Origin of the sequence: Cuniculiplasma divulgatum, from assembly GCA_031200235.1 — an archaeon.
Classification (GTDB): Archaea; Thermoplasmatota; Thermoplasmata; order Thermoplasmatales; family Thermoplasmataceae; genus UBA509.
The window spans coordinates 1135403-1148349 of the sequence record CP133595.1; the positions used below are offsets into that span (position 1 = coordinate 1135403).

Genomic DNA, 12947 nt, shown 5'->3' on the forward strand with positions numbered 1-12947 from the left:
GATGGAGTCCGTGCAGGAAAAAGCATTAAAGAATGAGCCGAACACTAAGGATTATTTCGTTGAAGTGAGGAATCTCAAAACACAATTTTTCACGTCCAAGGGCATCGTAAAGGCCCTGGATGGTGTCACACTTGGGATCCGGAGAGGAGAAATATTCGGGCTCGTAGGCGAAAGCGGTTGTGGGAAGAGTGTTACTGCAAGTTCCATAATGGATCTCATACCTGACCCACCAGGGAAAATAATGGCGGGTAGTGTATTCATTGATGGCTTTAACATATTATCTGATCTTCGCAAACTCTCGAAAGTCACCATAAAAAGTGAGACAAACGTCAAAATTAAAAGGAATAAGCGATTGATTAAACGACATAATTTCATTCTATCGCAGATAAGAGGGAAAACCGTATCTATGATATTTCAGGAACCGTCGCTTTCACTTAATCCGGTTCTCAGCGTAGGAAGTCAGATTGAAGAGGCGGTTCTGCTTCACTCAAGAATTGAAATTGCAAACGCAATACTCAGGAGGTCTCAGATCTCGGAAGAAGACATAAAGAAATTTCTGGAATCATCCTCAACTATTTCCGATCCTTACAAGAAAAGGGGGGCTGTCAGGGTCTGGTGCAGGAACTACGGGGTAGCTGAACTTGATGAGAGGATCTATGAAGCAGTTCTCTCCAACAATGATACTACCGTGATTTCTAAGGAGATACTCTCCCTGATCAATGAAAGCAACCAGAAAGTGGATCTTGTAGCAATAGGTCAGGCGAGAGATTATTACAAATACGAGGAAGATCTGTTCAAGCTTAACCGGGATCTTCTACAGGCAGAATCTGAGAACAATAGGGAGAAAGTCGACACCGTGCAGGCTAAGATCCAGGACCTTAAGAAGTCGGTGGGATCTGAATTCTTCAGTTACAAGTTCCTGAGGCGATTTCTCAAAAGAAAATATGAAAGGCCATTTCAATTGGCTGCCAGAAACAGAGCAATTGAAATGCTTGAAATGGTCAATATCCCGGAGCCGGAAAGGACACTGGACTCATTCCCGCACGAACTGAGCGGAGGTATGCAACAGAGAGCAATGATAGCCATGTCTCTGGCCACAAACCCAAAAATGCTTATTGCGGATGAGCCCACAACTGCTCTTGATGTAACAACTCAAGCGCAGATACTTGATCTTATAAAAGATTTGAAAAATGTCACAGGATCATCCATTCTGTTCATCACCCACGATCTTGCAGTAATAGCTGAGATGTGCGATCGTGTTGGTGTGATGTACGGCGGCAACCTCGTAGAAGAAGCTTCAGTGAATGATATATTCTTCAATCCAAAGCATCCTTATACAACAGGCCTTCTTTCATCTATCCCGAGGGAATTCGGAAAGGAAAGGCGAAACATGAAGCTGAGCACCATACCAGGAAGCGTACCGAATCTGATTACACCACCTTCCGGCTGCAGGTTCCATCCAAGATGCAAATTTGCAATGGATGTCTGCAAAGAGAAAAAACCAAAGCTAGTGGAATTAGAGGCCGGCCATAAGGTAGCTTGCTTCCTTTATTCAAGTGAAGTGGAGGAGAATGCATGAGCGACGGAAATGGCACTTTATTGTACGTATCACATCTCAAGAAATACTTTGACATCAACAACGGGCTCAAGAAAACAGGAACGGTCAAGGCAGTCGACGACGTCACATTCAGTCTGAAAAGCGGAGAAACCCTTGGAGTTGTTGGTGAAACAGGATGCGGAAAAACAACTCTGGGCAGGACAATACTCCATCTTACAAAGCCCACAGATGGCGACGTTTACTTTGATCTTCCTCAGGAAATCATGGAGGACGTAATCCGAACCGAGCAAAAGTTCCACGATCTTCATCTTAAAAAGAACAGGAGCCCTTCTGAACAGGAAGAATATACAGAACTGAAACAGAAGGTTGACAAGTATCGCTCTCGCTATTCTTTAACAAAGAAGAGCCAGAGGGAACTCAAGGATTACAGGAAAAAGATGCAGCCTGTGTTTCAGGACCCTTTCAGTTCGCTTGATCCCAGAAAGTTGATCAAGGATGTAATAGCTGAACCCATGAAATTGCTCACCAAATACTCTGACGAGGAGATACTCGAAAAGGAAAAGGCGCTGATCGAGGAAATTGGTTTAAGTGAGGATCACCTTTATCGTTTCCCCCACGAGTTCAGCGGTGGACAGAGGCAGAGGATAGGGATACTCAGGGCAATAAGTATTGAACCCATAATGCTCGTTCTTGATGAACCTACTTCGGCCCTTGACGTTTCTGTACAGGCTCAGATTCTCAATATCCTTAGGGATATACAGCAGAAGAGAGGTCTTTCTTACATATTCATTTCGCACCATCTTCATGTCATAAGGATGATGTCAGACAAAGTGGCAGTGATGTACCTTGGTCAGATAGTTGAGATTGCAGATACTGAGGAACTGTTCTCGGAAATGCTGCACCCTTACACAAAGGCGCTTTTATCTGCAATTCCATTGCCAGATCCAACACTTAAAAGGGAACGTACAATCCTGGAAGGAGATATCCCAAGTCCTGCCAATCCACCTGCGGGATGCTATTTTCATACACGGTGTCCTTCGGCGATGAAGACGTGCGGCTGGACGCCAAGGGACATGGGCGAATCAATGAGGAGAATGTTCGACCAGTACCGGAACCCTGAAGTACTGAACTTTCCACCCATTGATAATATCGAACTTGATGAAGATAATCGAAAAATCACGGTGTTCTTCACTACTGCCCTGAATCCCTCGCATCTGGAAAGCATTAAGGATCTTATTGACAAGGAAAGCAATCTGAAGAACGGCATCCGTTTCAAGGCCATCAACAGTGTAGAACTTGGAAGCGATCAGAGTTCGGTTGTAATCACAATGATAGAACCTTCTATACCCAGGTTGAAGGAGATAAAGCCAGACCATTTTGTATCGTGCCTTCTGTATGACGAACCCGGTGCCCTGGAGGAGGCTGATGAGGGAGCAACCCAGAGTATATTACAAAGATAAGCAGGAGTACAAGGACGTCTCCTCTAAGGATCTCACCAGGTCTCAGCTGCTTCGTTATATTTTTGATGATTTCTTCAGAGTCTCTTATATCGTCCTGATGCTTTTTATAGATGCAATAATCATAGCACAGTTTTTTTACTTCATTCCAGGTTTCCAGAATGATCTGACCCTGATTTCCGCTGTGTACCATGGCAGTAATCTGCTTGAGTACTATACGGTGATTATGATATTGTTTGTGGAAAGTGTATGTATTTACTATCAGGCAATTCTTTTCAGAAAAATATGGCCAAGGAAACCATTGAATGATGAATGATATGCCGGGATAGCAGTGAAACTCTGGGAACTATATTCCCTGACTCAATGAGGGAGATAGGGAAATATCAGAAATGTCTGATTCAGGATGGTGCAGCAGGGGCTTTCTGTGTAAATGGAAGAACTGTTTTCCTTGTTTTCACGTGGTTGAACCACCATATCTTTGATACCAGCTTGGCATCCTCGAATGGACTCGGTATTGAGGGTTCCCTGAAGCACTGCGTGAAACAGTCATTGCAGTCATTGTCAAAGACTTCCCACTGTGGTTTCTTGTTCAGCACTGTTTCCATATGAGTGAAACACGGGTGTACCTTCCCCTTGTAATCGGTGTAATACGTGGTCTGTCCTGCCTTGCAGGCAGATACAGGCTTCTTGTCAACGTAGTCCACAGCCTCCTTGTAGTAGGACCTGGTGTTGCCAAACACATGCTGATCATAGTTCTCATATGCATATGAGAAAGCCTCACGAATCATCTCGTTGGAGACGTGGAAATCCTGGAAGTAATATGATTCCTGATCAGGGAAGCACATTGACAGGGGTACTCCAAGCTCATTGTTGGCGTATTCCACCATGTCCTTGACCTTGAAATAGTTGAAATTGGTCACAAGTGCATTGGCAGTGAGGATCTTTACCTGGCCCTTTGCCTCCTTGATGACCTTGGTGACTGTATCAAAGATCTTCAGCCCCCTGTATTCGTTGTGTTCTTCAGGTATGTTGGAGTCAAGGGATATTGTTATACCGTCCAGATAGGGGTAAAGCTTCCTCAGAACATACGGATTGGTACCGTTGCTGGCGATATGGGTTATGAACTTGTTTTCCTTGAGCTTCTGGATTATGCTCAGTATTGACTTATTGAGGGTCGGCTCCCCTCCGGTGAGTGATACAATCTTGATCTTGTTCTTCTTCATCTCCTCGATATGCTTGTCAATCAGGTCCTCAGGAAAGAAAATCTGGCCCTGCCAGGCATTGCAGCTTTTGCAGCGGAGGTTGCAGAAGTAGTCAATGTTCCATATCATCGTCTTCATAATGAAAACTCTAATCAGAATGGGGATTTATTACTTTTGCTAGGTTCAACAGCTAATTTTCCACCCAGTACGTCATCAGGACATCGTCAACATATTCGCCGTCAATAATGAACTGCTCCTTGCGTGTCCCCTCGTGCTGGAATCCAAGTTTTTCATAAAGGGAAATTGCGTTCTTGTTGCTTGAAAAGACCTCCAGGTTGAGCTTCCTTATTCCATTTTCCCTGCACCATTCAATGCCCTGGTTTATGAGCCTTGTGCCAAGGCCCGATCTCCTGTGGCCGGCTTTTATTGCAATTCCGAGGTTTGCAGTGTGCCTGTTCTTCCTGTACATTCCTCTCTGTATTGTGAGCACTCCAACAATTTCAGTGCCCTTCTCGCAGACAAGGGTAAGGTCATCAGGACTCCTTATCCTCTCCTGCTCTCCCCTCTCGGTGAGCAGATAGTATTCACTGACAAGATATATCCTCTCGTCCATGACGCTCTGCATGCAGTTAATGACTCCTCTGGCATCCTTGGGATCAGCTTTCCTGATAACATAGCCCGATCCGGCTCTCTGAGTCTCAGCCTTTTCCTTCCAGAGCATGGACTTTCCCATTAACAGAAATGGAACAGCCAAATAATCTTTTGCTGTTACTTCTTAAGCAGCGAAGTCTTCAGGTTATGAAAGATTTCCTGCATCTCCTCGGACAGGGCCTGGGCTTCAGCTATAATCTTGTCCTTGCTTTCCAGGAACTCGGGTGTGAGAATTGCCCCCTCCCTTGACGGTAGTATGAGCCCCTCCTTCTCAAGCACTCTCAATGAATATCTGATCTTGTGCTCCGGTATTCCTGTCTCATGCGATATCTTGATAATACCGACGGGTTGCTCATTCATAAGAGTCTGCACAATAGCAATGTGTCGTTTCACCGTTTCCAGATCATTCTTGATTTCCCCGAAAAGGGTCGTGGATGAATCCATGACACTGTATGTCTAATCATAATAAATAGTTATGAATCAGCGCTGTCAATTTCAATGAACCCATGTTTGATACATGAACCAGTTTCCATTAAGGCTTCAATCTGTCCAGGATACTGAGGTTAACATCATGGATAGATTTCTTTTCCACTGTAAACAATTCGTATATCTTCATCTTCAGTATTCAACAGTTTTCTTATTCTCAGGTCCCTCTCCTTTATGTATTCTCTGAATCTTGCGGGATCAGGGGAATGGGCCATTATGCCCATTGCATTGCGCCTCAGTGCTATCTGGAGCCTGACATCGAACTGGAGCCTGCTGTCCATGCCATCAATTTCTATGATCTTGACCAATCAGGTAGAGATGTTGTCGAGAATATTAATATTGATGTGATGGACCAATTCTGCATGATTCCGACAGCTCACAAACACAAAACTGCAAAATAGTAAATCCAGAGATGGGATTATGTGTCAATGCCAGAAATCCAGCTGAAAGAGATCAGACCATTCACATATGAAATTCCTGCCAGTACGGATGAGAGGATGAACGTTCCCGGAGTTGTTTTCGCATCGGAAAAGATGATGCAGACACTTAGGTCAGATCAATCCCTGTCCCAGGTTGTGAATGTAGCAATGCTGCCAGGTATCGTGAGAGCTTCATACGCTATGCCTGATATCCACTGGGGATACGGTTTTCCCATTGGGGGTGTTGCTGCCTTCGACTGGCGGGAGGGAATAGTTTCCCCAGGTGGAGTGGGTTACGACATTAACTGTGGTGTCTCGCTTCTGCAGACCAATCTCTCAGCAGACACTGTAATTCCAAAGATACACCAGATAACAGACGAGATATTCCGGAATGTGCCCTCAGGGATCGGCAGCTCAACGGCCAGATATACTGACAGAGATCTGGAGGAAATCCTCGCCGGTGGCCTGAAGTGGGCCAGGGATCACGGAGTTGCAACAGAAGATGATATTGCACACACTGAGGATGGTGGATCCATAGATGGTGCCAGTTCCAACTCTGTGAGCAGAGAAGCAAGGGCAAGGGGTATCAAGCAGATTGGCACCCTTGGTGCGGGAAACCATTTTCTTGAGATCCAGAGGGTTGACAGGATAATTGATCCAGATGGAAGCTCGAAGTTTGGAATAAGGGAGAAAGATCAGGTCACAGTGATGATCCATACAGGTTCCCGTGGGCTCGGTCATCAGGTTGCAACGGATTTCATTGGCGAACTTAATGGGTCATCCCCGGACATTCTAAGGCATCCGGTGGACAGGCAGCTAAATTCGGCAAGGATCGGAACTTCTCTGGCAGACCGTTACATTGCCTCAATGGGGGCAGCTGCAAATTTCGGTTTCGTGAACCGGCAGGTCATAATCTCAAGAGTCAGGGAGGCGTTCCGGAAGTTTTTGCCGGATTCGGAACTGAAATTGGTTTACAGCCTTGCGCACAATATTGCGAAGATAGAAAGGCACATGGTGGATGGAGAGGAACGGAAACTGCTTGTGCACAGGAAAGGTGCCACACGGGCCTTTGGCCCGGGCAACAGCAACCTCACAGGGATATTCCGGAAAACAGGGCATCCGGTGCTGGTTCCTGGAGACATGGGAAGTGCATCATACCTCCTGGTGGGAACAGCTGGAAATGAAAACATTTCATTCAGCTCAAGCTGCCATGGAGCCGGGAGACTTCTCAGCAGGACAAAATCCCTGAAGGAGTTCAACAGTTCAGATGTCATTTCAAAGCTTGAAAAGAGGGGTATATATCTGAAGGCTCAGAGCAGACAGGTTGTATCTGAGGAGGCTCCTGGAAGTTACAAGAACATAGATGATGTGATATATTCCGTTGAGGGGGCCGGTCTCACAAGAACTCTTGCAAGGATGACGCCACTTGGAGTTGTGAAAGGATGAGAAAATTCGTTGGTGAAATATCGGGCAATATCTTTATTGATGGAGCCATGAGGCAGGGCACTCTTGAAATCAGGGACGGAATAAAATTCACGGAGGGTGGGCAGAGAAATACAGGCAAGGTGGGAACAATTATACCATCCTTCATAAATGCACATACACACATAGGGGATTCATTCATAACCGAGGTCCCGCCCGGAGATATACCCGGGATTGTTGGTCCCGGAGGCTTCAAGTACAGGATGCTTTCATCCGCCACAGATGAAGTCATCATTGAAGGAATGGAAAGATCAATGAAAATAATGCAGGATACCGGTACTTCTGCATTCATTGATTTCAGGGAATCTGACATTCATGGCCTTCAGCTGCTTGAACGCGCAGCAAAACATGATGTGATGCCTGTTCCTCTTGGCAGGCCTGATTCAACAGGATCAGATTTGGGGAAGATTATTGACCGATGCCAGGGTTTTGCGCCCAGTGCACTGAACGATGATGACTTTTTCCAGCTGATGTCAATGAAGCAGTTGAGCAGGGAGAAAGGGAAGCTGTTCGGGATACATTTCAGTGAAAATCTGCCGGAGAACATTGATGCCCTCATGAGGCTTTCACCTGATTTCATAGTGCACTCAATCGCGTGTTCGGATGAGGAACTGGATAGCATAGCCAGTGCAAATATTCCCGTGGTGATTACGCCCAGATCGAACATATTCTATGGCAAGAGGCCCAATTATGCAAGATTCCTCAGTCATGGTGTGCGGCTGATGCTTGGGACCGACAATGGAATGGTGGCCGCGCCGGACATGTTCAGGGAGACGTGTTTCCTCTATACTTACCAGAGGGGGATTGGAATTATAAGTCCGGAGGAAATAATCAGAATGTCAACTGAAGTTCCATACGAGTTCCTGGTAAGCCATGGCATTCACCCTGCAAGAGCATACATTTTTTTCCCGGAGGTTGAGCTTTCTCCATATGAGATCGTTACAAAGGGCAGTTATTTCAGGCATGAAACCATATTTGTCTGACGGTTTTCCCATGCACGATAATATTTATAAGACTCAGTTCCCTTAGCCATTTCACGCGAGGAAGATACTGTTGCAGAAGACAGCAATTATAGCAGCAATCGTTACATTGATGATGGTGGGGAGCGCGCTTGCTCTCATAGGGAATAGCTCAGCTACTGGATTCCAGACAGGTACGGTATCGTATCAGGAAGGATACTATCATGGCACTGAATTCCTGGGTGCCGGCTCACAGTCAATAAATGTGACCACGCTGTCAGGCGTCCCTGTAACGACGCTATCCGGCACTGCTAGCAAGGCAACACTTCCTCTTGGACAGTACTATTTCATAGTGTCCCCGAAAGCGGTACTTGCCGGAAGCAATTATGTCATTGCAAACGGTACCAGGCAGCTTGTCAATGTGACAACAGGCACAACAAGCATAAAGCTGGTTGATCAGGCGTACCTGACTTCACAGGAGACTTTCAATTTCCCAGGAATAGTGTCCGGAACAAGCGCCACTGTTAAGTTTGTCACTCCACAGGGCTTTGTGTTCCAGACAAACACAACAAGCAAAAATGCAACAGCCATGGTACCGAACCCAGGAAATTTTGTTGTTGACGCAACATACGGTGGAACGGTTTTCACGTTCCCGCAGGTATATGCTAAATCTGGTGTTACACTGGCATTCAATAGGCACCTGCAGGCATCAGGATTTGTCTACAATGCCACAACTGGAAACAGCATAAGTTCATTCAATGTAATCCTGATAAACTCCACTGCAAAGACCTATCAGAACATTGCATTCAGCAACGGTTATTTTGCACTGTCAAATCTTACAAATAACACAGGTGCTTACAAATATAATTATATGGTTGTGGATGCTCCGGGCTATGCTGGAGCTCAATACCCTCTTCCAATAACAAGCAGTCAGCCACTGACCGTGAATCTCACTCCAGGATCATCAAACGTTTATTCCAACTACACCCTGGGAACAAATCCGCAATACCTTAACCTTTCACTGAAGTACGTTATTTCCAATGCAACCGCCCTGCCTTTCTTCGGAAACTCTTCAATAGGGTCACTCTACTGGCAGCATATTTTTGACTCAAACGCAATAACTACTGCCTCACTCCAGTCCTATGTTCAGAACGTAACTCCAAGCGTATCAAATTACACGATAACCATTGACGGCTACAACTACTACAGAACAAGCGTGGGAAAGGCTACGGTATCATCATTGCCTGCCAACACCACTACATTCAACGTTACTGTTAGGTATATGAACTCAACCATCAAGGCAACCGATCTGACATCAGGCTTCACGGTTAACCTGTATGCAATTGGCACACAGTATACCATGGGGTCCCTGAGGTACAGTTACCAGTTTGCTTACAATCTTCCAACGGTAGCGCTTGCTTCACCAACAAGCGTTGTGACTTCATTCAAGAGCCCCATAAATATAACGCCACAGGCATCCAACGGTTACCTTAACCTGAAGTTCAGCCCATCGGTAAAGCCCACAGTGGTGGCTTCTGAGATCTCACTGTACTGGAATGGAATGGTATCCAGTAACTACATTGTTAACAGCTCACTCAACAATACCATATTCGTGGTTCCGGCGGGGGTTCCTGTTTACTATAACGTTTCATCGGCCTATTACAACCCTGTGACGGGAGAACATGATTACCAGAGCGCAACTTTCAGATGGTACAATGGAACAAAGCTCATGAATACAAGTTATAATGCAAGCCTGGACCAGTTCAACACATCCGGAATATACAAGATAATGCTGAATTACACCAGCGGTTCGGGTGCATCCAACACCACGAATTTCAGTGTCATAGCCATCACAACCTCACAGGTGCCATCAATAAGCCTGAATGTGACATCCTCAGGAAAGGTTAACTTCGCTGCTAAAGGTATTTCAAAGGCCAGCATGTACGTACCGCAGTCCAAGAGCGTGCAGTTCAGCGGATATGGCTCCTACCTTAACGAAACCGGCTACAGCGTCCCGCTCACCTTCACCTGGTATTTTGCTCCAATTGGCAGTTATACAGGTTACAAGACACTTGGACAGAACATAACCCAGACATTCAATACCCCATCCAGTACACAGCTTAACAGCCTTGGTGGACCGGTGACCGGCTATCTTAACGTTACAAGTGTTGCAGGAACATACACAAACATATCTCTGTCAGTAACAGTGAATGATACCACAGCCCCGTCTCCTGTAATGACTCTTTACAACGCTACCGGTGTGTCCGAGACCAACCCAGTTGCGGGGCAGGTAACGACTTTCTCAGCTAATTCCTCTTCAGACCCTTACTACAAGGAAACAAGCCTGAGCTACAACTGGAGTGTTGAGTATGCAAACGGAACCAAGGTTGCTCCAGGCAGCAGCACATACGCAGTTGTTGGCGGGAATATGACAGATTCACCTTACGTGAAGATACAGTTCAACACAGTCAGCGGTTTCACAATGTCACTCAATGCCACAAACCCGTCTGGCGTTAATGGAACATCAAGCAGGGCACTCATAATGACAATTGCCACCCCAATGATCATAGTGCAGAGTGCATATCTTTCAACAACACCTGACCAGGGATCAACAGTCACTGCCCACGTGAATGTGAGCAACAACGGAACCGTAAATGCAGGATCATACACAATAAGCCTGTACGTAAATGGGAAGCTTGTAACCAGCCATTCATACACTAACCTTCCAGTAGGGACAACAAAATCTGTTGACTTCAACTTCTCCTCACCGGCTTCAGGCAGTGTAACTTTCGTATTCAAGGCGACAAACAGCAGTGAGCCATCGTTCTTTGCAAACACAAGCGCCTATACATTCACGCACAGCGTTAATCCGCCAGCTTACAAAACGCCACTTATCATAGTTGGCGTTATCGTTGTGATCATATTCATATCATTCGCATACTACAGGCTCACGTCTGGAGGGTCTAAAAAGACAAAGACAACCCAGCCGGCCACCCAGCCCAAACAGCAGCCGGCAAAGAAGGACGAGAAGAAGAAATAATTTTTAGAAGAGATCACATCTCTTCAAGAACATTTATACCAACCAGAAATGCAGCATCTTTTACTATATTTTTGAAGTTCCTGACAATTGCAAGTCTTCTTCCGCGATCTGATGAATCAGCAGTAAGCACGGGGCAATTTGTATAAAAATCGTTGAAGGTTCTGGTGAGTTCAAGCAGGTAATTGGCAATGGTCTCAGGCTTAAGGCCCAATACCGCGTCATGGAGGACATAGGCGTATTCATACATCTTCTTGACCAGAGGCGCTTCCATGTCACCGTAACTCCCTTCTGGGCTGATATCTGCATTCCCAGCCTTGCGCAGGATGCTCGCCGCCCTGGCATATGAATACATTATAAACGGTGCAGAATCCCCTTCCAGGCTAAGAGCTTCGGACCATTTGAAGACCATCTGCTTGTTTGCATTCAGCTTGACTATGTGAAACCTTATGGCAGACGTGGCAACAGCCTGAGCTATCCCGGAGAGTTCGGATTCCGGCAGTTCACCGCGTTTGTTCCTCACGATATTCAGTGATTCCTCAATGGCCCTGTCCAGCAGTTCATCTGCAGTCACAATGTTCCCTCCCCGGGTGGTCATCTTGCCTGATTCAAGTGAAACGTATGAGTAAAACACGAAATCCAGTTTACCATCCCTGTGAAGGAGGTCCTTCATCACGTATTTGATATGACCAGCGTGCTCCTTGTGGTTTTCCCCAAGGACATCGATGATCCAGTCGAAATTATCCATCTTGTACTGGTGGTAGGCAATATCTCTGGAAAAGTATAGAGAGGTGCCGTCATTTCTCGTCAGGAACATTTTCCTTCCTCCACTTGATACGTATTTCGCGCCTCCCTCATCCTCAAGTTCATCTTCAAGGCTTTCCAGCACCCTGTTCACATCGCCGTTCCTGATGAGATCGGATTCCCAGGTGTAATCGTCTATCTTTATGCCCAGCCTTTCAAGGGTGCCATTTATGCTGCCAAGTATCACTGAGCAGATTGTCCTTATTCCGTCCATAACCTCGGGTTTTCCAGCCTCATACTGCCTTATGGTTTCGTCCACTTCTTTCTCCAGCTCAGGATTTGCCTCCACCTCCCTGTGCATTCTCTGGTATGCCTTCAGAAGATTCTCCGTTGTCAGGTTTCCATTCTGGCCAAATTTCCTGTAACCAACATAGAGTGACGCAACCTGCCTTCCTGAGTCGTTGACAAAATACTGTGTGGTTACCCTGTACCCGTACCTTGAAAGGATCCTGAACAGTGAATCTCCGATTATGGAGTTCCGGATTCTGCCGATGTGTATGGGCCCTGTGGGGTTGGTGCTGGTGTGTTCCACAGAAACACGTTCAGGATCCTGGAAGACATCAGGAAACCGATCTGTGCCATATATTTCGCTGGAGATTGCTTCCATCAGCTTCGTTGGATTCAGGGTGAAATTTATGTAGCCACCGGATGATGTTATGGCAGCAATGTAATCCTCTCCTGAGAGTGCAACTGTGATCCTTGACGCAACGTCCTCAATCTTAATATCTCCCTTCCTGAGAAGCGAGAATGCTCTCAAAGCGAGGTCTGCATGCCCCGTTCGGTCAGGTGCAATGTCGTTGTCCCTCACTTCAGGATAGAGCGACCTTATACTTTCAGTAAGTTTCTTCCTGTAATCTTCAAAAAGCAGCATGTTCGTCCATATGAATTACTT

The 12947-nt window shown here is 46.0% G+C and carries 11 protein-coding genes; 6 read left to right on the plus strand and 5 right to left on the minus strand.

The window, feature by feature from the left end:
- The first annotated feature begins 1 nt into the window (after window position 1).
- The 3 genes from RE469_06000 to RE469_06010 are packed head-to-tail and all read left to right on the plus strand — an operon-like array spanning window position 2 to window position 3331.
- Window positions 2–1579: an ABC transporter ATP-binding protein gene (locus RE469_06000; GenBank protein ID WMT43754.1), complete on the plus strand. Its 1578-nt coding sequence runs from the start codon at window positions 2–4 to the stop codon at window positions 1577–1579.
- Window positions 1576–3018 (plus strand): ABC transporter ATP-binding protein, encoded by a 1443-nt coding sequence (locus RE469_06005; GenBank protein WMT43755.1) that lies wholly within the window; start codon window positions 1576–1578, stop codon window positions 3016–3018. Before RE469_06000 ends, RE469_06005 begins: the two co-directional genes overlap by 4 nt.
- The gene (locus RE469_06010) at window positions 2984–3331 is read left to right on the plus strand and encodes a hypothetical protein (GenBank protein WMT43756.1); all 348 of its coding nucleotides are present in this window, start codon (window positions 2984–2986) and stop codon (window positions 3329–3331) included. Before RE469_06005 ends, RE469_06010 begins: the two co-directional genes overlap by 35 nt.
- Window positions 3332–3413: 82 nt before the next feature.
- Here RE469_06010 and RE469_06015 read toward each other — a convergent pair whose 3' ends face one another.
- From RE469_06015 to RE469_06030, 4 genes are all read right to left on the minus strand, one after another.
- Entirely contained in the window at window positions 3414–4355 is a 942-nt protein-coding gene (locus RE469_06015; protein ID WMT43757.1) for a radical SAM protein, read from the minus strand.
- A gap of 52 nt (window positions 4356–4407) precedes the next feature.
- Window positions 4408–4950: a GNAT family N-acetyltransferase gene (locus RE469_06020; GenBank protein ID WMT43758.1), complete on the minus strand. Its 543-nt coding sequence runs from the start codon at window positions 4948–4950 to the stop codon at window positions 4408–4410.
- A 35-nt stretch (window positions 4951–4985) separates the two neighbouring features.
- A complete protein-coding gene (locus RE469_06025; GenBank protein ID WMT43759.1) occupies window positions 4986–5312 on the minus strand; it encodes a transcriptional regulator in 327 nt (108 codons plus the stop codon).
- Window positions 5313–5437: 125 nt separating this feature from the next.
- Window positions 5438–5662: a hypothetical protein gene (locus RE469_06030; GenBank protein ID WMT43760.1), complete on the minus strand. Its 225-nt coding sequence runs from the start codon at window positions 5660–5662 to the stop codon at window positions 5438–5440.
- Window positions 5663–5782: 120 nt separating this feature from the next.
- On the opposite strand from RE469_06030, the gene RE469_06035 reads away from it, so the two are divergent.
- From RE469_06035 to RE469_06045, 3 genes are all read left to right on the plus strand, one after another.
- The gene (locus RE469_06035; GenBank protein WMT43761.1) at window positions 5783–7219 is read left to right on the plus strand and encodes an RtcB family protein; all 1437 of its coding nucleotides are present in this window, start codon (window positions 5783–5785) and stop codon (window positions 7217–7219) included.
- Window positions 7216–8238, plus strand: a complete 1023-nt coding sequence (locus RE469_06040; GenBank protein WMT43762.1) for an amidohydrolase family protein — start codon at window positions 7216–7218, stop codon at window positions 8236–8238. The genes RE469_06035 and RE469_06040 overlap by 4 nt, the downstream gene beginning before the upstream one ends.
- 70 nt (window positions 8239–8308) lie before the next feature.
- Window positions 8309–11254 carry a CARDB domain-containing protein gene (locus RE469_06045; protein WMT43763.1) on the plus strand — a complete coding sequence of 982 codons (2946 nt, stop codon included), beginning with the start codon at window positions 8309–8311 and terminating at the stop codon, window positions 11252–11254.
- A 13-nt stretch (window positions 11255–11267) separates the two neighbouring features.
- Here the strand turns inward: RE469_06045 and argS are convergent, their stop codons facing one another.
- On the minus strand, window positions 11268–12926 hold the full coding sequence (argS, locus tag RE469_06050) for an arginine--tRNA ligase (protein ID WMT43764.1): 1659 nt from the start codon (window positions 12924–12926) through the stop codon (window positions 11268–11270).
- Window positions 12927–12947: the final 21 nt, after the last annotated feature.